Raw genomic sequence first — 22,491 nt, forward strand, 5'->3', positions numbered from 1 at the left:
AAACGAATGAGTGTCAAGGATCTACCGACACAGATCTGTCAAGCATGTCCCGAAGGTCGACAGGGGCACCCCAGCCGTCGGGCACCCCAGCCGTCAGACGGCGCGCAGGAAGCCGAGCACCCGCTCCACCAGCAGGTCCGCGGCCACGGAGTCGTACGACGGCAGCGACGAGTCCGCGAACAGGTGCGCCTCACCCGGGTACAGGAAGAGCTCGGCGTCGGCGGTCGAGGCGACGAGCGCGCGGGCGGCGTCGAGGTCGCCCTCGTCGACGAACAGCGGGTCGGCGTCCATCCCGTGCACCTGCACCGGCACCCCCGTCGGCCACGCGTCACCGAACTCGCCGAGCGGGACGCAGGCGTGGAACAGCAGCGCACCTCGTGCGTCGGCACGGGTCTGCGCGAGCTGCTGGGCGGGCATCACCCCGAGGGAGAACCCCGCGTAGACCGCGCCGTCGGACCCGAGCCCCTCGGCGGCCTCGACCCCGCGCTCCAGCAGCCGACCGAAGCCGACCCCCTGGGCGTGCGCGATGCCCTCCTCGAGCGTCGTGAAGGTGCGCCCGTCGAAGAGGTCGGGTGTGTGCACGGTGTGCCCGTCCGACCGCAGCCGGTCGGCGAACGCGGCGACCCCGTCCGTCAGCCCCTGCACGTGGTGGAACAGCACGACCTCGGCCATCTCGACCCCTCCTGGCACCCGACCCGGTTCCCTGTCGCGCCGACGCTAGCCCCGGGCCCGGACAGCCGGTACCGCCCGCGGACGGCTCCGCTTGACCCTGACACGGTGACACCCTCTTCCCTGCGGGCAGGAGGTGGTCCCGATGACCAGCACACGCACCACCCTCGCGGGCGCGCTCGAGGCCCCCGACGCCTCGGTCCGCCTGGCCGCCGCCCTGCGCGCCGGCGCGGTCCCCGACCCTGCGCTCGTCGGCGTCCTCGTCGCCCGCTGCGAGCTCGAGCCGGACTTCTTCGTCCGCGACATGCTGACGTGGGCGCTCACCCGCCACCGGTCCGACCAGGTCGTCGACGCGGTGCTGCCCGAGCTGGCCTCGCCCGATTCGCGGGCGCGCAGCCAGGCCGTCCGCACGCTGTCCAAGGTCGCCGACCTCCGCACGTGGCCGGCGGTCCTCGCGCTGCTCGACGACCCCGACGACGACGTCGCCCGGGCGGCGTGGCGGACGGCTGTGCGGCTGGTCCCTGCCGGTCGGGAGGCCGGGCTCGCCGAGGAGCTCACCCGTCGGCTGGGCAGGGGCGACGACGACGTGCGGCTGAGCCTCAGCCGCGCGCTCGTCGGGCTCGGCGAGGCCGCCGAGGAGCCGCTCGCCCGCGCGCTCGGGCACCCGGACGAGGCCGTCCGCACCCACGCGGTCGCCACCCGGCACCTCGCCCGCCAACCGGACGCCGGGTACGAGTGCGCCCTGGCGACCGCCCGCCGCGCGGTCGTCCTGCACGGCGCCCCGCTCGTCGACGGCGCCTGAGGCACCGTGCTCATCGGCGAGGTGGCGGAGCGCTCGGGCGTGAGCGCCCGGATGCTCCGCCACTACGACCGGCTCGGGCTGCTGCGCCCGTCCGGACGCACCGGGAACGGGTACCGGCACTACTCGGACGACGACCTGCGCCGGCTCTTCTGCGTCGAGGCGCTGCGCTCCCTCGGCCTCCGCCTGGGCGACGTGGCGACGGTCCTCGACGAGCCCGGCTTCGAGCCCGGTCCCCTGCTGGAGCGACTGCGCGCCGAGACCAGCGCCCGGCTCGAGCGGGACACCGAGCTGCTGCGGCGTCTGACCCGGGTGCGAGCGGGTGGCACCGGCACGTGGGACGACGTCCTCCGCACCACCGCGCTCGTCCGCGGGCTCGACTCCCCCGACGGCTCGCGGCGGCACCGGGCCGCCCTCGCCGCGCGGGCCGGCGCCGACGTCGGCACGCTCGTCGAGTCGGTCCTCGCCGAGACCGACCCCGTCGTGGCGGGGTCCCTGCGCTGGGCGCTGCGACCCCACGGGGACGCCGCCGTGTCCGCGCTCGCGCGAGCCCTCGACGGGTCCGACGCGCGCGACGGACAGGGTCCCGGGCGCGCCAGGCGCGCCGTCGAGGCCCTCGCCGCGCTCGGCACGCCAGGAGCGGTCGAGGTGCTGCGCCGCACAGGCGGCCACGACGACCCCGGCGTGCGCGGGCGCGCGCTGCTCGCCCGCGCCCGGGCCGGCCACGACGACGTCCTGCCCGGGCTCGTCGACCTCGTCGCGGCCGGGCGGGACGACGTCGAGGCCGCCGACGCCCTCGGACGGCTCGTGCGCGAGGGTGCCGTGCCCGCCGACGCGGCCGTCACCGCGCTCCGGGCCGCACTCGACGGCGCCGACGCGCCGGTCCGGCGCCGCGTCACGGCCTCGCTCGCCGAGCTGCCCCTGCCCGCCACGGGGCCCGTCCTCCGCGAGCTGGAGCACGACACCGACCGCGGTGTCGCCCTCACGGCACGCGCCCTGCTCGCCCGGGACTCCTGACCCGTCGTCCGGGAAACCCCTTTGCCGCGGCCGCGCCGTGCGCGGATGCTGTCCTGCGGCCGGGTCGGACGACCGGCCCGCCGACCACCTGGACAGGGGAGCTCTCGTGCGCCTGCTCGCGGACCTGTGGGCGACGTCCCCGCGACGGACGGGCCTCGTCGCCGTCCTCGTCGTGCTCGCCGCAGGCGGTCGTGCCGCCGCGGCCGCGCTCGCCGGACCGGTGCTCGTCGACCGCTCCGTCGCCGCCTTCACCGGCCTCGCCGCCGGCCTCGCCGTCTCGGTCGTCGCGGCGCTCGTGGCCCGGGTCGTCCTCGCCGGGCTCAGCGCCGACTGGGCCGCCGACGTGCGCCGCCGCTCCACCCGCGTCGCCCTCGCCCAGGAGCTGCCCCGCCTGGAGCACACGCCCGTCGGGGAGCTGCTGGACCGCATCGACCACGACATGCACGACACCGCCGCGCTCGTGCGCAGCCAGGGCCTGCACATCGTCACCTCGCTGCTCACCGGGCTGCTGTCGGTCGTGACGGCGCTGCTCGTGTGGTGGCCCGCGGGGCTGGCCCTCGCCGCGCTGAGCGCGGTGCTCGTCGTCGCGCTCAGGCCGCTCGCGCTGCGCATCGGCCCGCTGCGCGTGCGCGAGGAGGCCGCCTGGTCCGACCTCGCTGCCGTCATGGAGGAGGGCGTCCACGGCCAGGACGACGTGCGCACGACGCTGGCCCAGCCGTACGTGCTGCGCCTGTACGCCCGCCGGGCCGCACAGGTCATCGAGCGGGGTCGCCACGTGTGGCGGCTGTCGGCGTACCTCGTGTGCGGCGCGCTCGCCATGGTGTCGCTCGTCATGGCCGCGCTCGTCGTCACCGGCGCGGTGCTCATCGGCAGCGGCCGGCTCGACGCGGCCGCGCTTACGAGCGTGTGGGTGCTCGCACTCGCCTTCGCCGGGACGGTCAGCACGATCTCCCACAACGTCGCCGAGCTGCAGAACGCGCTGGGCGCGTGGACACGGGTCCGGCTGCTGCTCGACTCCCCGCAGGAGCCGACCGGCGGCGACGCGCCGCGCGACGGCGACATCGAGGTCCGCTCCCTCACCTTCCGCTACCCCGACGACCCGGACGGCCCGCCCGCCCTGCGCGACGTGAGCCTCACCTTCCGCCGCGGCCGCTCCTACGCCGTCGTCGGACGCACGGGGGCGGGCAAGTCGACGCTGTCCTCGGTCCTCACCCGCGCGCTGCCCGTCCCCCGGGGCGCCGTGTTCCTGCGCGACGGCGACGGCGCCACCGACCTCGTCGACGTCGACCTCGACCTGCTCCGTCGCCACGTCGCCGTCGTCCCGCAGCGCACCGAGATCCTCACCGGCACGCTCGCGGAGAATGTCGCGCTGTTCGAGCCGGACCTGCTCGACAGGGTTCCCGCGGTGCTCTCCGAGCTCGGCCTCGACGCCTGGCTCGCCGAGCTGCCCGCCGGCCTCGAGACCCGCCTCGGCGAGGGCGGCCACACGCTGTCCGCGGGCCAGGCCCAGCTCGTCGCCTTCGCGCGCATCCTCGTCCGCGACCCGCGGGTCGTCGTGCTCGACGAGGCGACCGCCCGCATGGACCCGGTGACGGAGGCGCGCGTCCGGGCGGCGACGGACCGGCTGCTCGCCGACCGGATCGGCATCGTCGTCGCGCACCGGCTGTCCTCGGTGAGCCGGTGCGACGAGGTCGTCGTGCTCGCCGGCGGTCGCGTGGTGGAGGCCGGCCCGCTCGCGACGTCGCGCCGCTTCGCCGAGCTCCTCGCAACCGCAGGCGGCGCGGGTGGGGCCCACGACCTCGCCCTCGACGCCGAGGCCGCGCTGGGACTCGACTCGGCTGCGCCGATGCCCCCGTGGCCGGCCGGCGCGACCGACGCGACCGACCCGATCGACGCGACCGACGCGACCGACGCGACCGACGCGACCGACCGGCACGACCGGCTCGACCCACCCACCGCCCCGCCGCCGCCCCGGGCCCGGCCGTGGCGGGAGCTGCTGCGCATGTGCGTCAACGACCCGCGTCTCGGTCTCGTCGCCATCGCCGCGTTCTCGGTCGTCGTCGTGTTCGGCTTCGACGGCTCGGTGCTCGCGTGGCTGTGGTCCGACCTCGTCGACGGCACCGGCGGGCTGCTGTGGCCGACGGTCGGCCTCGTCACCGCGCTGCTGCTGCCCGTCGCCACGAGCCTCGTCGCGTTCCGGCGCTTCCCCGAGTGGTGGGTCCGGCAGATGCTGCGGCTCGGGCTGCGCGTGCTGCGCGGGCAGACCGGGCCCCGCCGGGTCAGCCGGTACCAGCCGGCGGAGGTCGTCGCGCAGACCGGCGACACCGAGCGGGTCGTCAGCCTGTCCGACAACCTCTACGACCAGGCGCTCGGGCTGTTCCTCGTCGTCGTCATGACGGTCGTGTCGGGCTCGGTCGTGCCCGGGCTGTTCTTCCTCGGCACGATGGTCGTGTCCGGTCTCGTCGCGGTCGCGTTCGGTCCGGCGCTGCACCGCCTCGCCGGCGAGGCGATCACGAGCCGCGCGGCCTTCGCGTCCTCGCTCGTCTCGGCGCTGTCGGCCGCGCGCACCGTCAAGCTGTCCGGCGCGACGCCGGCCGTGCTCGCGTACCTCGCCCGCCTCGACGCCGTCCGCAGCGCGACGCTCGCCCGCGAGGTCCGGCTGACGGTGTGGGCGAGCGCCGCCCCGCCGCTGCTGTCGGGCCTGCTGCCGCTCGTCGCGTGGTCGCTGTACCTGCGCGGCAGCCTGTCCTCGACGGCGACCTTCGTCGCGGTGTCGACGCTCGCGGCCGCGCAGTGGTTCGGCTTCACGACGGCCTCCATCGCCTCCAAGTACCCCTCGGCGCGGGTGTGGGTGCGCCGCGCGACGGAGATGGCGGGCACCTCGACCCTCACCCTCCCGGTGCCGGGGGTCGACCTGTCGACCGGTGCGGCGCCCGCGCCCGCGCCCCCGGTCCGGGTGCCGCTGGAGCGGCTGGAGCTCCGCGGGTTCGACGCCGTCCACGACGACGGCACCCTCGGCGCGCGGGGGGTGGACCTCGAGGTCCGCCGCGGCGAGCTCGTGCTGCTCGTCGGCCCCGTCGGGTCCGGCAAGAGCTCGCTGCTGCGGGCGCTGGCCGGCATCGTCGACCACCGCGGCTCGCTGCGGTGGAACGGCGAGGAGGTCGCCGACCCCGCCTCCTTCCTGCGCCCGCAGCAGGTCGGCTACGTCTCGCAGCTGCCGCGGGTCCTGTCCGGGACCATCGCGGAGAACGTCCACCTCGGTCACGACGTCGAGGTCGAGGGTGCGCTCACCGCGGCGCAGCTCGACCACGACATCGCCTCCGCGGGTGGCGTCACGACCGTCATCGGGCACAAGGGCGTCCGGCTGTCCGGCGGGCAGCTGCAGCGCCTCGCCCTCGCCCGGGCGCTCGCGCCGCAGACCGAGCTGCTGGTCGCCGACGACGTGTCGTCCGCGCTCGACGTCGAGACCGAGCTCGACCTGTGGCAGGCCCTGCGGGACCGGGGCACCACCGTCGTCGGCTCGACCTCGAAGCGCGCCGCGCTGGAGCGGGCCGACCGGGTCGTCGTGCTCGTCGGCGGGGTCGTGGTCGCGCAGGGTCCGTGGTCGCGGCTGCGCGGCGACTGGGGGCGGCTCGCGGGCTGAGACGTGAGGGACCGGTGGTCAAACGTCGGGCTCCTCACACCAGCCGCACCCCCGGAACCCGAGTAGACGGCCCACGCGCCGGGGACCTCGTCGGCATGACTGAGATCACCGCCCACCACGGCCTGCTCAAGGACGTCGACCTGCACGTGGACGACCACGGCGGCCCCGGCCGTCCCGTCGTCCTCATCCACGGCTGGCCGCTGTCGGGCGAAGCCTTCGCGCACAACGTCGGCGCCCTCTCCGACGCCGGCTACCGCGTCGTCACCTACGACCGCCGCGGCTTCGGGCGCAGCGACCAGCCGCGCACCGGCTACACCTACGACACGCTGTCGGAGGACCTGCAGGCGCTGCTGGAGGCGCTCGACCTCCGCGACGTCACCCTCGTCGGCTTCTCGATGGGCGGCGGCGAGGTCGCGCGCTACCTGTCGAGGTACGGCGCCGAGCGCATCCGCAGCGTCGTGTTCGCCTCCGCGGTGCCGCCGTACATGGCGCAGACCGACGACAACCCGGACGGCCCGCTGCCGCAGAGCCAGGCGAAGGAGATGACGGAGCAGCTGACGAAGGACCCCGACGCCTTCTACGACGACTTCACGACGCAGTTCTTCGCCGTCGACGGCCGGCTCGCGGTCAGCGAGGAGGAGCGGCAGAACGCGCTCGCGCTGTGCAAGCAGGCCGACAAGAAGGCCGCCCTCGGCTGCATGGCCGCCTTCGGCGAGACCGACTTCCGTGACGACCTCGCGACCATCTCCGTGCCCACCCTCGTGCTGCACGGCGACGCGGACGCGGTCGTCCCGCTCGAGGGCTCCGGCGCCCGCACGCACGCCGCGGTGACGGGCAGCAGCCTGCACGTCATCTCCGGCGCGCCGCACGGGGTCAACGTGAGCCACCCCGAGGAGTGGAACGCGGCGGTCGTCGACTTCCTGGCCCGCTGACGGCAGGTGCGGCCCCCGCCGGGTCTCAGGCCGGGCGGGGGCGCACCACCGCGTTGCGCACGACGACCGCGGACGCGACGAGGTAGAGCGGGATGCCGACGAAGAGCAGCGCGGTCTCGACGGGGACGACGGCGTGCTCGACGAGGCCGAGCACGACGCAGACGAGTCCGAGCTGGCTCAGCGTGAAGGCGAGCGCGGTCCGGTAGGTGTGGCGGGTGGGGCTCACTGGTGCCTCCTGGGCGGGGGCGCCCGGGGTGGGCGCGGGCGGGACGCTCCTCCTGCCGGCTGGGAGCGGGCTGGGAACGGGCGGGGGGTGGACGGTCGCGTCAGCGACCGCGGAGGGCGCCGACGACGTCGGCGAGCGTCCGCTCGGCGGCCTCGTGCGGCACCTGGCACGTGCCGGCGGCCGCGTGGCCGCCGCCGCCGTGGGCGAGGCACACGGCACCGACGTCGACGGTCGAGCTGCGGTCGAGGATCGAGCGCCCGACCGCGAGCACGGTGTTCTGCCGGTTGCGGCCCCACATGACGTGGACCGACACCCGGGCCTGCGGGAACAGCGCGTAGACGAGGAAGCGGTTCCCGGCGTGGACGACGTCCTCCTCGCGGAGGTCGACGACGGCGACGTCGCCGTGCAGCGTCGTCACCCGCAGCAGCTGCGCGCGGAACAGCTCCTCCTGCGCCCGGTACAGCTCGACCCGCTCGGCGACGTCGGGCAGGGCGAGGATCTCGGTGACGTCCTGGTAGCGGACGCAGTGGTCGATGAGCTGCATCATGAGCTGGTAGTTCGACACCCGGAAGTCGCGGAAGCGGCCGAGCCCGGTGCGGCTGTCCATGAGGAAGTTGAGCAGCGTCCAGCCCGACGGCTCGAGCACGTCGGCGAGCGCGTACTGCGCGGAGTCCGCCTGGTCGACCGCGCGCATGAGCTCGTCCGACACGGCCGGCTCGTGGCCCGCGGCGGTGAGCCACGAGTGCACGACCCGCGCGGCCGACGGTGCGGCCGGGTCGATGACGTGTCGCGGGGACGCCTGGTTGCGCACGGTCTCCGACAGGTGGTGGTCGAACACGAGGTGCGCGCGCGGGTCGAACGGCAGGTTCGTCAGCAGGTCGCGGCCCGTGACGTCGACCGTCCCGTCCTGCACGTCCTTCGGGTGGACGAAGAGGATGTCGTCGATGAGGCCGGCCTGGCGCAGCAGCACCGCGCACACGAGGCCGTCGAAGTCGCTGCGGGTCACGAGCCGGAAGGGGCCCGCGCCGAGCACGGCGGACGCGTCGAGGACGAGGGTGTCGGTCACCCGGTCCGGATCGGGGGCGCTGCGACCGGACTTGAGCGCGAGGCGCGCCCGTCCGCCCTCTCAGGCGAAGAGGTCACCCGCTCGACCCAGCACGAAGACCAGCAGGGCGACGACGAGGAGCACGGCGACGGCCCCGACGACGACGGCGGTCCCGCGACGCGCCACGCGCGTCTCGACCCCCCGGGTGTGCGCCTCGCCGGTGGTGCGGGGGCGGTGGTGCTCGCGGTAGCGGGTGAAGACGACGACGAACACGAGCCACGCGACGCACAGGGCGACCGTCACCCACAGCACGACGGCCCACGCCTGCTCGGAGAGCGGCACGGCGTTGACGGAGTTCTGCGCGAGCGTCACCCGCACACCCTCACGACGGCGCGACGCGCCCGCAACCGCAGGGGGCCGGGGCCTTCCGCCGTCCGGCCGCCGGTGCCAGGCTCGTCGCCCATGACGACGCGAACCGAGCCGTGGCCCGCAGGGACGCCGTGCTGGGTCGACTACGGCGCCACCGACGTCGAGGCCGCCACCGGCTTCTACACCGAGGTGCTCGGCTGGGCCGCGACGGCCTCCGGGCCGGAGCACGGCGGGTACGTCATGTGCGCGGTGCGCGGGCACGACGCAGCCGGCATCGGGCCGGCCGCCGAGGGCGCCCCACCGGCGTGGACGACGTACCTCGCCTCGGCCGACGCCGACGCGACGGCCGCCCGCGTGCGCGCCGCGGGCGGCACGGTGCTCGCCGAGCCGTTCGACGTGGGCGACCTCGGCCGCATGCTCGTCGCCGCCGACCCGCAGGGCGCGGTCGTCGGCGTGTGGCAGGCGGGCCGCCACGTCGGCTGCGGCGTCGTCAACGAGCCGGGCGCCCTCACGTGGAACGAGGCGTCGCTGCCCGACCCGGCCGCCGGTCGCGCCTTCTACTCCGAGGTGTTCGGGTACCGGTGGGAAGCCGTCCCGGGGGGCGGGGTCGACTACTGGACGTTCGCGGGCGACGAGGGCCGTCCGCTCGGCGGGCTCGGCGGGCTGTCCGGCGACGGCTCTCCCCCGCACTGGCTCGCGTACTTCTCCGTCGCGGACAGCGACGCGGTCGTCGCCACCGCGAAGGGTCTCGGCGCCGAGGTCGCGGCCGGGCCCTTCGACACCGAGTACGGCCGCATGGCGACGGTCGTGGACCCGTGGGGCGCGCGGTTCGCCGTCATGGGCGGGGGCAGCGCCGCCTAGTGCGCCCGGTCGCTCACGCCCCGTCGGGGCGCAGCACGCCGGCGAGCGTGAGCGGCACCGGAGACAGCGGCTCGGTCGAGAAGCGGAGGGCGGCCGTGCCGCGCACGAGGTCGGCGTCCAGCACGAGGGCGTGCGGCAGGTGCGTGGGCCGCAGCTCCACCTCGACCCGTCCGGCGTCGGCGGACAGCAGGGTGGCGGCGACCGCACCGGTGCCGGCCGGGTGCCGCGACCAGCCGTCGTCGGCGACGACGACGAGCTCGTCGTCGCCGTCCCGTCCCCCGTCGAGGAGCGTGCAGCGCACCGCGGCGTCACCGGCGGGGGCCAGGTGGACCCGCACCCCCGGCAGCGGTCCGGTCGGGTCGAGCCCCACCCCCTCCGCCGGGAGCGCGGGACGGACGGCGCCGCCGCGCGCCCGGCCGTCGGGCAGCGTCACGCGCGACAGGTGCGCCGCGAGCGCCTCGTCGGCGTCGTCGGGCCGGCCCGGCCGGGGGCTGCCGGGAGCCGGGGCGACGGCGGCCGGGACCACGTGCTCCCACACGAGGTCGAGCAGGCGCTGCGTCCGCTCGGTCTGGCCGGTCAGCGCGACGACGAGGTCGTGCTCGGGCACGACGAGCACGAACTGCCCGTAGGCGCCGTCGGCCCGCCAGCCGTGCCGGGAGCGCCACACCTGCAGGCCGTAGCCCAGGAGCCAGTCCGGGCCGGCCGGGTCGTCGTGGTCGTCGGTGGCGACCTGCATGCGCACGACCTCGTCGACCCAGCCCGGCGGGAGCACGTCCGCACCGTCGTGGCGGCCGTCCCGCACCAGCAGCAGCCCGAGCCGGGCGAGGTCGTCGACCGTGCAGCGGAAGCCGGAGAAGCCGAGCGCGCGACCGGTCGGGTCGCGCGACCAGGCGCCCTCGCCCGCACCGAGCGGGCGCAGCAGCCTGCGGCGCACGAGGTCGAGCAGGCCCTCGCCGGCCACGTGCTCGACGACGGCGGCGAGGACCTGGGTCGCGGGCTGGTCGTAGACGAACCGGCTGCCCGGCGCCAGCGCGGGCGCCACCGTGAGGAAGCCCCGCACCGGGTCGGGGTCGGCGGCCCACGCCGCGGCGACGGCGTCCTCGGCGTGCCCGGTCGCCATGGCCGCGCAGTGCCGGAGCGTGACCGCCGACCACTCCGGCACGGTGCGGGGTCCCACGAGGTGGGGCAGGAGGTCGACGACCCGGGCGTCGAGGTCGACGGCCCCGTCGCCCACGAGCAGGCCGAGCGCGCACGCCGTCACCGTCTTGCTCACGGAGTACACGAGGCGGTCCTCGTCCGGCATATACGGCGCCCACGTGGCGCGGGCGACGAGGGCGCCCCGGTGCACGACCGCGAGCGCGTGCGGCTCGAGGCCGTCGGTGGCCTCCCACTCGCGCACGAGGCGCAGGAGGGCGGTCGCGTCCAGGCCCGTGGCCGACGGCGGCGCGGTCGGCAGGTCGCGCGGGCTCACGGCACCGGGCGGGCGGGCTCGACGACGCCGCGGACCTCGCCGAAGCCGACCCGGGACCCGTCCGGCCCGGGCGCCCACGCGGAGACGACGACCTCGTCGCCGTCCTCCAGGAAGGCGCGGGTCGTGCCGTCGGGCAGCTCCAGCGGCTGCTCGCCGTTCCACGTCAGCTCGATGAGCGAGCCGCGCTCGTCGGCGCCCGCGCCGCTGACGGTGCCGGAGGCGAGCAGGTCGCCCGTGCGCAGCGAGGCGCCGTTGACCGTCAGGTGCGCGAGCTGCTGCGCCGCCGTCCAGTACATGCCGGCGAAGGGCGGCCGGGACACGACCGCTCCGTTGAGCCGCACCTCGAGGTGCACGTCGAGGCCCCACGGGTGCGCGCTGTCGTCGAGGTAGCCCTGCACGGGGTGCTCGCGCGGCGGGGCCGGCACGCGCGCGGCGGTCAGCGAGGACAGCGGCGTCACCCACGCCGAGACGCTCGTGGCGAACGACTTGCCGAGGAACGGCCCGAGCGGGACGTACTCCCACGCCTGCAGGTCGCGCGCGCTCCAGTCGTCGACCAGGCACACCCCGAACACGTGGTCGGCGAAGGCGCCCACCGGCACCCGGTCCCCCAGCGTCGAGCCCACCCCCACGACGACGCCGACCTCGGCCTCGATGTCGAGCCGGGCCGACGGGCGCACGAGCGGGGCCACGGCGCCGGGCGGACGCACCTGGCCGACGGGACGGCGGACCGGGGTGCCGGAGACGACGACCGTCCCGCTGCGCCCGTGGTAGCCGATCGGCAGGTGCGTCCAGTTCGGGGTGAGCGCGGGCTGGCCGGGCCGGAACATCGACCCGAGGTTCGCCGCGTGCTCACGGCTGGAGTAGAAGTCGACGTAGTCGGCGACCTGGAACGGCAGGTGCAGCGCGACCGGCGCCGGACCGCCGAGGGGGTAGGACAGCTCGCGCACGCGGTCGGCGTCGACGGCGTCGTCGGCGAGGACCCCGACGAGCCACTCCCGCTCCTCCGCCCACGCCTCCGGCCCGAGCGCCATGAAGGGGTTGAGCACCGGCGCGGCGAGGGTGTCGGCCCACGGCAGGCCGTCGTCGACCGCGAGGGCGTGGACGTCGACGACCGCGTCGTGCAGCCGCACGCCGACCCGCGGCAGCTGGCCGGGGATGGAGAAGACGCCGTGGGCGAGCGTCTGCGGGCCGAAGAGCCCGTCGGCGTCGGTCGCGTCCCAGGGGTCCGCCGGCTCGGCGCTCACGCGCCGGCGCCGACGAGCCCCACGCCCGGGCGGTGCAGGAGCCCGAGACCGGCGAGGTCCTCGACCGGCTCGACGGTCGAGCACGTGCCGAACGACGTGAAGGCGGCCCGCACGGCCGCCTGCTGCGCCTCGTCGAGGGGCTCGAGGAGGTCGAGCAGCGGCTCGGGCGCCGTCGCGGTCACGAGCCGGTGCACGTCGTCCTCGTCCGCGTCGTGCAGCAGGGCCGCCGCGGTCCCGGCGAGCAGGTTGAGGAAGCCGTGGTGCTCGAAGCCCGTGTCCTCGTCACGGTGCCGCAGCGCGTTGTGCAGGCCGGCCGTCGCCTTGAACGGCACGCCCGCCCGGACGGCCTCCCGCACGAACCGCGCGACCACCTGCGTCGCCGGGAAGCCCGCCGACGTCACCCCGCCCGTGCGGAGCTTCGCGTGCACGCCCGCCTCGCCGAGCACGGGCATGGTGGCGGCGGGGTCGAGCCCGGGCGAGGGCTCCACGACGAGCGCGACGCCGTCGGGCACCTCCATGCCGGTGCGCAGCAGCAGCACGGTGTCGGGCGCCGCGGCGCCGAGCGGCACCTCGACGCCCGCGAGCCGCAGGGCCGGGTCGTCCCCGGCGCGCACGGCCGCGGCGACGTCGTCGAGGCCGCCCGGCACCACCACGGCGACGGGCAGCGGCTCGCGGGGGCCGTCGTCGCCGGCCAGCCGGAGCGCCGCGAGCAGCTCCGGCACCCGGTCCGCGCGCACGACGAAGTCCCCGAGCAGCGGGGCGAACCAGCTGTCCTCGTACATCGCGCGTGCGGCGACGGCGTCCCGCGGCCCGGCGTTGCCCGGCGGGAACATGGCGGCGTCGTCGAGCAGCCGCCGCAGCAGCGGCCTCGTCGTGTCCGTCACAGCTCCCCCTCGGGTCCCCGACCGCTCCACGTCCACGCGTAGCGGCCGTCGTCGCTCGCCCGCGCGGCCTCCCCCAGCTCGAGCGGGCGGAACGTGTCCACCATGACAGCCAGCTCGTCGAAGCGCTCGGCGCCCAGCGAGGCCTCGATCGCGGCGGGCTGGGGGCCGTGGCTGTGCCCGCCCGGGTGGACCGTCACCGAGCCCTTCGCGATGCCGGAGCCCTTGCGCGCCTCGTAGTCGCCGTCGACGTAGAACATGATCTCGTCGCTGTCGACGTTGGAGTGGTAGTACGGCACCGGCACCGCGAGCGGGTGGTAGTCGACCTTGCGAGGCACGAAGTTGCAGACGACGAAGTTCCACCCCTCGAAGACCTGGTGGACCGGCGGCGGCTGGTGCACGCGGCCCGTGACCGGCTCGAAGTCGGCGACGTTGAACGTGTACGGGTACAGGCAGCCGTCCCAGCCGACGACGTCGAACGGGTGCCGCGGCACGACGTGGACCGTGCCGGCCAGGCCACCGGGACCGGACCCCCGGTGCTTGACGAGGACCTCCACGTCGGTCTCCTCGCGCACCTCGGGCGCGCTCGGCCCGTGCAGGTCCCGCTCGCAGTACGGCGCGTGCTCGAGCAGCTGCCCGTACCGGGAGAGGTACCGCTTGGGCGGCGCGACGTGGCTGTTCGCCTCGATGCAGTACGCGCGCAGCGGGCCGTTGGCGGCGGTGTCGACGGGCAGCCAGCGGTGGGTCGTGCCCCGCGGCAGGAGCACGTAGTCGCCCTCGCGGGCGTCGAGGTGCCCGAACACCGTCTCGACGCGGGCGGCGCCGCGCTCGACGTACACGCACTCGTCGCCGACGGCGTTGCGGTACAGCGGCGAGTCGGCCGCGGCGACGACGTACGACAGCCGTACGTCGGCGTTGCCGAGCACGAGCCGGCGCCCGGTGACGACGTCGACGTCGGCCACCTGCGTGGCCTCGGTGCCGCTGCCGCCGGGGAAGAGCTCGTGCAGGCGCAGGTGGCGCGGGAGGAGCGGGGAGTTCGGCACGGTGGACTGGTCGGGCAGCCGCCACGGACGGGCGTCGACCAGCGCCGACGGCACCCCCACGTGGTACAGCAGGGAGGAGTCGGAGGAGAAGCCCTCCTCGCCCATGAGCTCCTCGTGGTAGAGGCGGCCGGAGCCGTCCCGGTGCTGCGTGTGCCGCTTCGGCGGCACGTCCCCCATGGTGCGGTAGTGGGCCACCGCGGTCTCACCTCATCCGTCAGGGCGTCGTCGTCGACGCCTGTGGTCCGGCGATGGCCCAGCCTAACGGCCCGTCCCGCCCGGCGGATCGCCCGGTCGGGTGTCCCGCTCTGCTGCGATGATGCGCTGTCCCGCGTCCGCGCGCGACAGCACCCACCCTGCGCGCCGCCTCCGGAGGTCCCCGTGAGCCGTCCCCTGTCCCCGCTCGCCCGGCCGCTCGTGCTGGCCGGCGTCTCCGTGCTCGCGCTCGCCGCCTGCGGCGGCGACGACGGCGCCGCGGACGCCACGACCGCCCCCGAGGCCACCGCCGTCGCCGACAGCGAGCCCGCCGACGACGCCGCCACCGACGCCACCGACGCCGCGGCCGGTGCCGCCGGCCTCGACGGCTGCGACCCCGCCTCGCTGGACACCCTGACGGCCGGCACGCTCACCATGGCGACGAGCGAGCCCGCGTTCGAGCCGTGGATGGTCGACGACGACCCGACGAACGGCGAGGGCTACGAGTCGGCCGTGGCCTACGCCGTCGCGGAGCGGCTCGGCTATGCCGAGGACGAGGTGACGTGGGTGCGCGTGCCCTTCGAGGCGGCGATCGCCCCCGGGCCGAAGGACTTCGACGTCGCCATCAACCAGTTCTCCATCACCGAGGAGCGCCGCGCGGCCGTCGACTTCTCCAGCCCGTACTACGACGTGCGCCAGACGGTCGTCGCGACCGCCGGCAGCCCGGCGGAGGGCGCGACGTCGCTCGCGCAGCTCGGGGAGGTCCTCTTCGGCGCGCAGGTCGGCACGACGAGCCTCGAGGCGGTCGAGCAGCTGATCGGCCCGACGCTGCAGCCCCAGGTGTTCAACAGCAACGAGGACGCCGTCACGGCGCTGCAGAACGGGCAGGTCGACGCGATCGTCGTCGACCTCCCGACGGCGTTCTTCGTCACGGCGGCGCAGCTCGACGACGGCGTGGTGGTCGGCCAGCTCCCCGAGCTCGGCGACGACCCCGAGCAGTTCGGCATGGTGCTCGACCTGGGCAGCCCCCTGACGGACTGCGTGAGCGCCGCGGTGGACTCCCTCGAGGCCGACGGCACGCTCGACGCGCTCGAGCAGGAGTGGCTCGCCGACGCCGCCGGCGCCCCCGAGCTGGGGTGACGTACCAGCCGACACAGCTGGAGCGGGACCGCCGCACCGTCCGGGCGCGGCGCTCCCGCCGCTCCACCGCGACGGCGCTCGTGTCGACGCTCGTCTTCGCCGTGGCGCTGTGGCTCGCCGTCACCACGGCCCCCGGCTGGCCGCGGGTGCAGCAGTCGTTCCTCGACCCGGTCATCGCCTGGCGGTACCTGCCGGAGATCGCGGACGGGCTGTGGCTCAACGTCCGCGTGCTCGCGGTCGCGGCGGTCCTCACCGTCGTCCTCGCGCTCGTCGTGGCGCTCCTGCGGACCCTGCGAGGGCCCGTCTTCCTGCCGCTGCGGGTCCTCGCGACGGTCTACGTCGACCTGTTCCGCGGCGTCCCGCTCATCGTGCTGCTCTACCTCATCGGCTACGGCGTGCCCGCGCTCCGCTTCACCGACGGCCGGATCAGCGTCGTCGTGCTCGGCACCGCCGCCATCGTCCTCACGTACTCGGCGTACGTCAGCGAGGTGTTCCGCGCCGGCATCGACACCGTCCACCCGAGCCAGCGGCTCGGGGCGCGCTCCCTGGGCCTCACGTACGGGCAGTCGATGCGCCTGGTCGTGCTGCCGCAGGCGGTGCGCCGGGTCACGCCGCCGCTGCTCAACGACTTCGTCGCCATGCAGAAGGACGTCGGGCTCATCTCCATCCTCGGGGCGGTCGACGCCGTCCGCGCCGCCCAGATCGCCTCGCTGCAGGAGTTCAACTTCACCCCCTACGTCGTCGCGGCGCTGCTCTTCGTGCTGCTCAGCGTGCCGACGGCCCGGCTGGCGGACTGGGTGAGCGTCCGGGCCACGCGCCGGGAGCAGGCGGGGGCGGTGCTGTGAGCGGGCACCTGCCGCAGGGGCCGACGCGCGGGCGCCCGGTGGTCCTCGACGTGCGCCACCTCGTCAAGCACTACGACGACACGCCGGTCCTGCACGGGGTCGACGTGACGGTCGGCGAGCACGAGGTCGTCGCGCTCATCGGCTCGTCCGGCTCGGGCAAGTCGACGCTGCTGCGGTGCGCGGCGCTGCTCGAGCCCGTCACCGACGGGCAGGTCCTGCTCGACGGGGAGGACGTCACCGACCCGGACGCCGACGCGGACGCCGTCCGGTCCCGCTACGGGGTCGTGTTCCAGGCGTACAACCTCTTCCCCCACATGACGGTGCGGCAGAACATCACCCTCGCCCCTCGCGTCGTGCACGGCGTCGACCCCGCCGAGGCGGACGCGCGCGCGACGGCGCTGCTCGAGCGGGTCGGGCTCGCCGACAAGGCCGACGCGTACCCGGACCGGCTGTCGGGCGGGCAGCAGCAGCGGGCCGCGATCGCACGGGCCGTGGCGGTCGAGCCGCGGGTGCTCCTGCTCGACGAGGTGACGAGCGCGCTGGACCCCGAGCTCGTCGGCGAGGTGCTCGCTCTCGTCCGCGAGCTCGCGGAGGGTGGCGCGACGATCCTCATGGCGACGCACGAGATGGGCTTCGCCCGCCGCGTCGCCGACCACGTCGTGTTCCTCGACGGCGGCCGGGTGTGCGAGGAGGGCCCGCCGGAGCAGGTGCTGCGCTCCCCCACGCAGCCGCGCACGCAGCAGTTCCTGCGCCGCGTGGTGGACGCCGGCCGGCTGTAGCCCGGCCCCGGAGCGACCCCTCGGGCCCGGCCTCGGCGCGCGGACCGCCGTACCCTGGGCGTCAGGGAGGTGGCGGCATGGAGGTGCTGACCGCGCTCGGGCTCGCCTCGGCGGCCGGGCTCAACGCGTACGTCCCGCTGCTCGCGCTCGGGCTGCTCGCCCGGTACACCGAGCTGTTCGCCCTGCCGGCCGGCTGGGCGTGGCTCGCGGACCCGTGGGCGCTCGGCGTGCTCGCGGTCCTGCTCGTCGTGGAGGTGACGGCGGACAAGGTGCCGGGCCTCGACCACGTCAACGACCTGCTGCAGACCGTCGTGCGGCCCGTCTCGGGAGGTCTCGCCGTGGGAGCGGGCACCGGCTCGGTGTCCCTGGTCGAGGACCCGTCCGGCTGGGTGTCCTCCGGGGAGTGGGTGCCCGTCGCGGTGGGCGCGGCGATCGCGCTCGTCGTCCACCTCCTCAAGGCGGGCGGGCGCGCCGTGGTCAACACGACGACGGCCGGGCTCGGCGCCCCCGTCGCCTCCACCGCGGAGGACGGGCTCGCCGTCGGGCTCTCGCTCGCCGCCCTGCTCCTGCCCGTCCTCGTGCTCGTGCTGCTCGGCGTGCTCGCCGTCGCGCTCGTCCGCACGGCCGGGCGCGGCCGGCGCCGTCGGGCCCGGGAGGCCGCCCTCAGAGCATGAGGGCCCACTGGTCGGCGAACACCACGCCGACCAGGGCGGCGACCGCCGCGACCCACAGCACGACGGGCACGGGGTGGGCGATCACGAGCGTGCGCACGAGCGGGCTGCGCGCGAGGCGCGCGCCGAGCACGCCGTCGGCGGCGTTCGCGAGCGTGACGTAGGAGAACAGCGTGACGGTGCAGACCCACACGACCATGCAGTACGGGCAGAGGACGCCGAGCTGGAACACGCTCACGTGCACGAGCCACTGCACGAAGGCGAACCCGACGAGCACGCCGACCTGCAGCCCGAGCCGGACCGGGCGCGGCAGTCGCACGCCGAGCAGGGCGAGCACCCCGAGCGTGACGACGACGGCGAAGGCCGCGACCCCGAGCAGGGTGTTGGGGAAGTCGCCGAAGGCGCTCGCCTGGTCCGAGCTCGCGACCGCGCCGCAGTCGAGCAGCGGGTTGAACGAGCACGAGGGGCGGTAGTCGGGGTCGGTGGCCAGCAGCAGCCGCTCGTAGGACAGGTCGAGCGCCGAGAGCAGGCCGAGGCCGCCCGCGACCGTCAGCACCCACGGCAGCAGCCGCGGGAACGCCCGGTCGTCCCCGCCGGCGCGCTCCGCCGCGGCGGGACGCGGGTCGTGCAGGTCGGCGCTCACGCGGCGTCCTCCCCGGCCGCGCGCAGGTCGTGGACGGGCTGCCACGTGGCCGGGTCGTCGTGACGACGGGCCGCGAGGCCCACGAGCCGCTCCGCGACGCGGGCGGGGTCGAAGGCGGTGCCCTCGCGCAGCACGCCGTGCACCGTGAGCGTGGCGGCGTGCACCCCCCGCTCGCGCAGGCCGGGTGCGAGGGCCTGCAGCAGCGCCCGCACGCCCGCCTTCTGCACGCCGAGCGTGAGCGCCCCGGCGTCCGGCCGGTCGGCGGCGCCGCTGCCGGTGACGAGCACGCTGCCCCGGGCGTCGGCCAGCGCGGGGAGCACCGCGCGCACGGCGCTCAGCAGGCTCGCGGTACCGACGGCGACGTCGGCGAGCAGCTGCTCGGCCGTGACGTCCTCGACCCCGCCCGACCGGTAGACGCTCACGTTGTGGTGCAGCACGTCGAGGCGCCCGGTGTGCGCGACGAACCGCTGCAGCGCCGCGGTGAGCGCGTCGGGGTCGGCGACGTCGACCGGCGCCCAGCCGACGTCGACCGGCGCCGCCTGCTCCACCTCGCCCGCGAGGCGCTCGAGGGTGTCGGCGCTGCGGCCGACGAGCGCGACGTCGTAGCCGTCGCGGGCGAACGCGCGCGCGGCGGCGAGGCCGAGCCCGGGGCCGGCGCCCACCACGCAGACGACGGGGCGACCGGGGGCGGGTGGGGACGTGCCCGCGGCCGGGCCTGCGTCAGGGCTCACCCCCCGAGCATGGCACCGGTCCGGGTCGCCGCCGCAGGACCCAGGTCCCAGGATCGGACGGTGCCCACCCGAACCGAGGAGTCCGTGTGGTCCCCGACCCGGGCGGCGGTGGGTCTCGGCCTGCTGTGGGGGCTGTCGGCGATGGGGACGTCGGCGACGAGCGTCGTCCTCGGGCCCCTGTCCGCCGGCCTCGGGCTCTCCACGGCGGGCAGCGCGTGGGTGCTCACGTCCTTCGCGCTGATGCTCGCGGCGTCGACCGCGGTGTGGGGGCGGGTGGCGGACTCGGTCGGCACCCGGACCCCGTACCTCGTCGGGGTCACGCTGCTCGCCCTCGGCGCGGCCCTGGCCGCGCTCGCGCCGAGCTTCTGGCTGCTGCTGCTCGGGCGGCTGCTGCAGGGCCTCGGGGCCGGGGCGGTGCCCGTGCTCACCACGACGACCCTGTCCGCGCGCTACGACGGCGACGACCGGACGGTGGCGCTGGGCCGGACGAACTCCGTCACGCTCGTGCTCACGAGCCTCGGGCCGCTGCTCGGCGGGGCGGTCGGCGTGCTCGTCGGCTGGCGCGGGTCGGTGCTGCTGCCGGTCCTCGCGCTCGCGCTGCTGCCGGTGGCCTACCGGCTCGCGCCGTCGCGCGGCACGGGGGTGCGCGTCGACGCCGTCGGGGCCGGCCTCGTCGCCGCGACCGCCGCCTCGCTCCTCGTGGTCGTGCAGACGCTCGGCGACCCCGGCGTCCTCACCCTCGCCGGTGCCGTGCTCGCGCCGCCGCTGCTCCTCGCGCTCGTGCTGCGGGTGCGTGGGCTGCCGGAGGGCTTCGTCCCGCTCGCGGTCGTCCGCGAGGACGTGGTGGTCCGGGCGGGCGTGGCGGCCGCGGCCATGCCGACGGTGTACTTCGCCGGTCTCGTCGCCGTCCCGCTCGTGCTCGCCGGGCGGGGCTGGGACCCCATGCAGAACGGGCTGCTGCTGCTGCCCGGGGCGCTGCTCGGCGCGGCGGTCTCGTTCAACAGCGCGCGCGTCATCGGGCGGCTCGGCCGCCGTGGCACGGCGCTCCTCGGCCTCGCGCTGTCCGCGGTCGGCGCTCTCGTGTCCGCGGGGGTCGGGGTGTCGCCGTGGCTGGCGGGGGCGGGCTTCGTCGGGCTGTCCACCGGCTACGCCCTCGCGCAGCCCTCGCTCGTCGGCTCGGTCGCCGCGGCGGTGGAGCCGCGGGTGCGCGGCGCCGCGCTCGGGCTGTTCACCCTCGTGTTCTTCACCGGCTCCGCGCTCGGCTCGGCGCTCGTCGGCGGGCTGGGCGACCTGCTCGGCCTGCCGGGCGCGCTCGCCGTGGCGGCCGTCGCGCCGACCGTCGCGGTCGGCGTCCTCGCGACGGCGCGGGACTCAGCCGCGTGGGGCGGCCGACCGGTGGACGCGGACGGCCCACGCGACGAGCGGCGCCTGCAGCGGTAGGCGCGCGTACGCCGCCGCCCGCTGCGGCCACGGGCGGTGCCGCCAGCGCCACGCCATCCAGAGGTTGCCCGGGAACACCCCGACGAAGAGCGCCGCGGCCGCGAGCCCGCCGGCACGCCGCGTGCGGGGGTGGGCCACCGCGAGGCCCGTGCCCACCTCCGCCAGGCCGCTCGCGACGGTCCAGAACCGGCGGGACGGCGGCAGCCAGGGCGGGACGAGGGAGTCGAACACCCGCGGGCGGGCGAGGTGCGCGACCCCGGCCGTCACGAGCAGCAGCGCGAGGCCGCGGTGCTCCGCCGGGGCGGCGGGCGCCGGGAGGTCCTCGCCCCCGGCGGCCCGGGCCGCGGGGACGGCGGGCTCCTGCGCCGCGGCGATCAGAGCGCCCGGTCGTGCGGCCCGACGGGCGCCGGCAGTCGCGTGCTGCCCCGGACCGCCCGGTCGACGGCCGCCGCGCACGCCCGGCCGTCGGCGATCGCCCACACGACCAGGCTGGCGCCGCGCGTGGCGTCGCCGCACGCGAAGACGCCCTCCGTGCTCGTCGACCAGCGGTCGTCGACCCGCACGGTGCCGCGCTCGCCGACCACGTCGACACCGGCCCCGCCGAGCAGGTCGTCCGCGCCGGTGCCGACGAAGCCCGTCGCGAGGAGGACGAGGTCGGCGGGCAGGTCGCGCTCGGAGCCCTCGACCGGGTGGAACGACCGGACGCCTGACTCGTCGAAGCGCCGCTCCACCGTCCGCACGCGCACGTGCGTGACGCGACCGGTCCCGTCGCCGACGAAGCACACCGTCTGCGTCGCCCACGACTCCTCGACGCCCTCCTCGTGGGCGGGGCTCTTGCGGTGGATACGGGTCCACTGCGGCCACGGGTTGGCGAGCGGGTCGCGGACCACGGGCGGGGTGGGGTTGTGGTCGAGCACCGTCACCGACGCCGCGCCCTGGCGGTTGGCGGTCCCGAGGCAGTCCGCGGCGGTGTCGCCGCCGCCGATGACGACGACGTGCTTGCCCTCGGCGGACACCGGCACGGCCTCCTGCTTGCCGGCCACGTAGCGGTTGGCCTCCGGCAGGTAGTCCATCGCCTGCACGACGCCGTCGAGGTCACGGCCGTCGACCTCGAGGTCACGAGGGCGCAGCGCACCCACGGCGAGCACGACCGCGTCGAAGCGGCGGCGCAGCCGGGAGACGGGCATGGCCTCGCTGCCGACGTCGACGCCGGTGACGAAGCGCGTGCCCTCCGCCTCCATCTGGGCGATGCGCCGGTCGATCGCGGTCTTCGGCATCTTGAAGTCGGGGATCCCGTAGCGGAGGAGGCCGCCGACCTCGTCCGACTTCTCGTAGACCACGACGGTGTAGCCGGAGCGCGTCAGCTGCTGCGCGGCGGCGAGGCCGGCCGGTCCGGAGCCGACGACCGCGACGGTCTGGCTCGTCATGCGCTCCGGCGGCTGCGGGACGACCCAGCCGGCGTCCCACGCCCGGTCGATGATCGACAGCTCGATCTGCTTGATGGAGACCGGGTCGTCGCCGATCGCGAGCACGCAGGCCGCCTCGCACGGCGCAGGGCACAGCCAGCCGGTGAACTCCGGGAAGTTGTTCGTCGCGTGGAGCCGGTCGATGGCGCGGCGCCAGTCCGCGTCGAGCACGAGCTCGTTCCACTCCGGGATGAGGTTCCCCAGCGGGCAGCCCTGGTGGCAGAACGGCACGCCGCAGCCCATGCAGCGGCGCGCCTGCGCGCGCACGGACTCCTCGTCCGGGCGTTCGTAGACGGGCTTGTAGTCCAGCAGCCGCAGCTCGACAGGGCGCTTGGGCACGTCCTGTCGCGGCACCTTGGTGAAACCCCAGGGGTCGACGGGCAT

Annotated in this window: 22 protein-coding genes; 10 read left to right on the top strand and 12 right to left on the bottom strand. The window is 76.1% G+C overall.

Going from position 1 to position 22,491, the window contains the following annotated elements:
* Window positions 1–93 precede the first annotated feature (93 nt).
* Window positions 94–672 carry a dienelactone hydrolase family protein gene (locus tag WAA21_RS09405; RefSeq protein WP_336922529.1) on the bottom strand — a complete coding sequence of 193 codons (579 nt, stop codon included), beginning with the start codon at window positions 670–672 and terminating at the stop codon, window positions 94–96.
* A 142-nt stretch (window positions 673–814) separates the two neighbouring features.
* Here WAA21_RS09405 and WAA21_RS09410 point away from each other — a divergent pair, with 142 nt between their 5' ends.
* From WAA21_RS09410 to WAA21_RS09425, 4 genes are all read left to right on the top strand, one after another.
* Window positions 815–1,471 (top strand): HEAT repeat domain-containing protein, encoded by a 657-nt coding sequence (locus WAA21_RS09410; RefSeq protein ID WP_336922530.1) that lies wholly within the window; start codon window positions 815–817, stop codon window positions 1,469–1,471.
* A 6-nt stretch (window positions 1,472–1,477) separates the two neighbouring features.
* Window positions 1,478–2,485, top strand: coding sequence for a MerR family transcriptional regulator (locus WAA21_RS09415; protein WP_336922531.1), 1,008 nt, complete (start codon window positions 1,478–1,480; stop codon window positions 2,483–2,485).
* 106 nt (window positions 2,486–2,591) lie between these two features.
* Window positions 2,592–6,128: an ABC transporter ATP-binding protein gene (locus tag WAA21_RS09420; RefSeq protein ID WP_336922532.1), complete on the top strand. Its 3,537-nt coding sequence runs from the start codon at window positions 2,592–2,594 to the stop codon at window positions 6,126–6,128.
* A 95-nt stretch (window positions 6,129–6,223) separates the two neighbouring features.
* Window positions 6,224–7,060: an alpha/beta fold hydrolase gene (locus tag WAA21_RS09425; protein ID WP_336922533.1), complete on the top strand. Its 837-nt coding sequence runs from the start codon at window positions 6,224–6,226 to the stop codon at window positions 7,058–7,060.
* 25 nt (window positions 7,061–7,085) lie between these two features.
* Here WAA21_RS09425 and WAA21_RS09430 read toward each other — a convergent pair whose 3' ends face one another.
* The 3 genes from WAA21_RS09430 to WAA21_RS09440 form a co-directional block, all read right to left on the bottom strand.
* Window positions 7,086–7,286 carry a hypothetical protein gene (locus WAA21_RS09430; protein ID WP_336922534.1) on the bottom strand — a complete coding sequence of 67 codons (201 nt, stop codon included), beginning with the start codon at window positions 7,284–7,286 and terminating at the stop codon, window positions 7,086–7,088.
* Between the two features lie 100 nt (window positions 7,287–7,386).
* Window positions 7,387–8,352, bottom strand: a complete 966-nt coding sequence (locus tag WAA21_RS09435) for an exopolyphosphatase (RefSeq protein ID WP_336922535.1) — start codon at window positions 8,350–8,352, stop codon at window positions 7,387–7,389.
* A 60-nt stretch (window positions 8,353–8,412) separates the two neighbouring features.
* The gene (locus tag WAA21_RS09440) at window positions 8,413–8,703 is read right to left on the bottom strand and encodes a hypothetical protein (RefSeq protein ID WP_336922536.1); all 291 of its coding nucleotides are present in this window, start codon (window positions 8,701–8,703) and stop codon (window positions 8,413–8,415) included.
* Between the two features lie 90 nt (window positions 8,704–8,793).
* Between WAA21_RS09440 and WAA21_RS09445 the strand changes: the two genes are divergently transcribed.
* Window positions 8,794–9,561, top strand: coding sequence for a VOC family protein (locus WAA21_RS09445; protein WP_336922537.1), 768 nt, complete (start codon window positions 8,794–8,796; stop codon window positions 9,559–9,561).
* Between the two features lie 13 nt (window positions 9,562–9,574).
* Here the strand turns inward: WAA21_RS09445 and WAA21_RS09450 are convergent, their stop codons facing one another.
* The 4 genes from WAA21_RS09450 to WAA21_RS09465 are packed head-to-tail and all read right to left on the bottom strand — an operon-like array spanning window position 9,575 to window position 14,395.
* The gene (locus tag WAA21_RS09450) at window positions 9,575–11,032 is read right to left on the bottom strand and encodes a serine hydrolase domain-containing protein (RefSeq protein ID WP_336922538.1); all 1,458 of its coding nucleotides are present in this window, start codon (window positions 11,030–11,032) and stop codon (window positions 9,575–9,577) included.
* The gene (gene fahA, locus WAA21_RS09455) at window positions 11,029–12,276 is read right to left on the bottom strand and encodes a fumarylacetoacetase (RefSeq protein ID WP_336922539.1); all 1,248 of its coding nucleotides are present in this window, start codon (window positions 12,274–12,276) and stop codon (window positions 11,029–11,031) included. The genes WAA21_RS09450 and fahA overlap by 4 nt, the downstream gene beginning before the upstream one ends.
* Window positions 12,273–13,160, bottom strand: coding sequence for a hypothetical protein (locus tag WAA21_RS09460; protein ID WP_336922540.1), 888 nt, complete (start codon window positions 13,158–13,160; stop codon window positions 12,273–12,275). Before WAA21_RS09460 ends, fahA begins: the two co-directional genes overlap by 4 nt.
* Window positions 13,157–14,395, bottom strand: coding sequence for a homogentisate 1,2-dioxygenase (locus tag WAA21_RS09465; protein WP_336922541.1), 1,239 nt, complete (start codon window positions 14,393–14,395; stop codon window positions 13,157–13,159). The genes WAA21_RS09460 and WAA21_RS09465 overlap by 4 nt, the downstream gene beginning before the upstream one ends.
* Before the next feature lie 183 nt (window positions 14,396–14,578).
* On the opposite strand from WAA21_RS09465, the gene WAA21_RS09470 reads away from it, so the two are divergent.
* The 4 genes from WAA21_RS09470 (at window position 14,579) to WAA21_RS09485 (ending at window position 17,830) form a co-directional block, all read left to right on the top strand.
* Window positions 14,579–15,532, top strand: a complete 954-nt coding sequence (locus WAA21_RS09470) for an ABC transporter substrate-binding protein (RefSeq protein ID WP_336922542.1) — start codon at window positions 14,579–14,581, stop codon at window positions 15,530–15,532.
* A complete protein-coding gene (locus WAA21_RS09475) occupies window positions 15,529–16,377 on the top strand; it encodes an amino acid ABC transporter permease (RefSeq protein ID WP_336922543.1) in 849 nt (282 codons plus the stop codon). The genes WAA21_RS09470 and WAA21_RS09475 overlap by 4 nt, the downstream gene beginning before the upstream one ends.
* Window positions 16,374–17,156 (top strand): amino acid ABC transporter ATP-binding protein, encoded by a 783-nt coding sequence (locus tag WAA21_RS09480; protein ID WP_442893257.1) that lies wholly within the window; start codon window positions 16,374–16,376, stop codon window positions 17,154–17,156. Before WAA21_RS09475 ends, WAA21_RS09480 begins: the two co-directional genes overlap by 4 nt.
* A gap of 77 nt (window positions 17,157–17,233) precedes the next feature.
* Window positions 17,234–17,830 (top strand): DUF4126 domain-containing protein, encoded by a 597-nt coding sequence (locus WAA21_RS09485; RefSeq protein ID WP_336922544.1) that lies wholly within the window; start codon window positions 17,234–17,236, stop codon window positions 17,828–17,830.
* Here the strand turns inward: WAA21_RS09485 and WAA21_RS09490 are convergent.
* Both WAA21_RS09490 and WAA21_RS09495 read right to left on the bottom strand, forming a co-directional pair.
* Complete coding sequence (locus tag WAA21_RS09490) at window positions 17,820–18,470, bottom strand: vitamin K epoxide reductase family protein (protein WP_336922545.1); 651 nt, start codon at window positions 18,468–18,470, stop codon at window positions 17,820–17,822. The genes WAA21_RS09485 and WAA21_RS09490 overlap by 11 nt on opposite strands.
* Window positions 18,467–19,201 carry an SDR family oxidoreductase gene (locus tag WAA21_RS09495; RefSeq protein ID WP_336922546.1) on the bottom strand — a complete coding sequence of 245 codons (735 nt, stop codon included), beginning with the start codon at window positions 19,199–19,201 and terminating at the stop codon, window positions 18,467–18,469. The genes WAA21_RS09490 and WAA21_RS09495 overlap by 4 nt, the downstream gene beginning before the upstream one ends.
* A 60-nt stretch (window positions 19,202–19,261) precedes the next feature.
* Between WAA21_RS09495 and WAA21_RS09500 the strand changes: the two genes are divergently transcribed.
* On the top strand, window positions 19,262–20,641 hold the full coding sequence (locus WAA21_RS09500; RefSeq protein WP_336922547.1) for an MFS transporter: 1,380 nt from the start codon (window positions 19,262–19,264) through the stop codon (window positions 20,639–20,641).
* On the opposite strand, the gene WAA21_RS09505 is transcribed toward WAA21_RS09500, so the two are convergent.
* Both WAA21_RS09505 and WAA21_RS09510 read right to left on the bottom strand, forming a co-directional pair.
* The gene (locus WAA21_RS09505) at window positions 20,573–21,097 is read right to left on the bottom strand and encodes a DoxX family protein (RefSeq protein ID WP_336922548.1); all 525 of its coding nucleotides are present in this window, start codon (window positions 21,095–21,097) and stop codon (window positions 20,573–20,575) included. The two genes, WAA21_RS09500 and WAA21_RS09505, sit on opposite strands and share 69 nt — an antisense overlap.
* Window positions 21,016–22,491, bottom strand: coding sequence for a glutamate synthase subunit beta (locus WAA21_RS09510; RefSeq protein WP_336922549.1), 1,476 nt, complete (start codon window positions 22,489–22,491; stop codon window positions 21,016–21,018). Before WAA21_RS09510 ends, WAA21_RS09505 begins: the two co-directional genes overlap by 82 nt.

Source organism: Aquipuribacter sp. SD81 (genome assembly GCF_037153975.1).
Taxonomy (GTDB): domain Bacteria; phylum Actinomycetota; class Actinomycetes; order Actinomycetales; family JBBAYJ01; genus Aquipuribacter.

Bases quoted from the DNA above. Each gene is read 5' to 3' on its own strand.
- WAA21_RS09405 (WP_336922529.1), bottom strand. From the start codon at position 672: ATGGCCGAGGTCGTGCTGTTCCACCACGTGCAGGGGCTGACGGACGGG.
- WAA21_RS09410 (WP_336922530.1), top strand. From the start codon at position 815: ATGACCAGCACACGCACCACCCTCGCGGGCGCGCTCGAGGCCCCCGAC.
- WAA21_RS09425 (WP_336922533.1), top strand. From the start codon at position 6,224: ATGACTGAGATCACCGCCCACCACGGCCTGCTCAAGGACGTCGACCTG.
- WAA21_RS09445 (WP_336922537.1), top strand. From the start codon at position 8,794: ATGACGACGCGAACCGAGCCGTGGCCCGCAGGGACGCCGTGCTGGGTC.
- WAA21_RS09485 (WP_336922544.1), top strand. From the start codon at position 17,234: ATGGAGGTGCTGACCGCGCTCGGGCTCGCCTCGGCGGCCGGGCTCAAC.
- WAA21_RS09510 (WP_336922549.1), bottom strand. From the start codon at position 22,491: ATGCCCGTCGACCCCTGGGGTTTCACCAAGGTGCCGCGACAGGACGTG.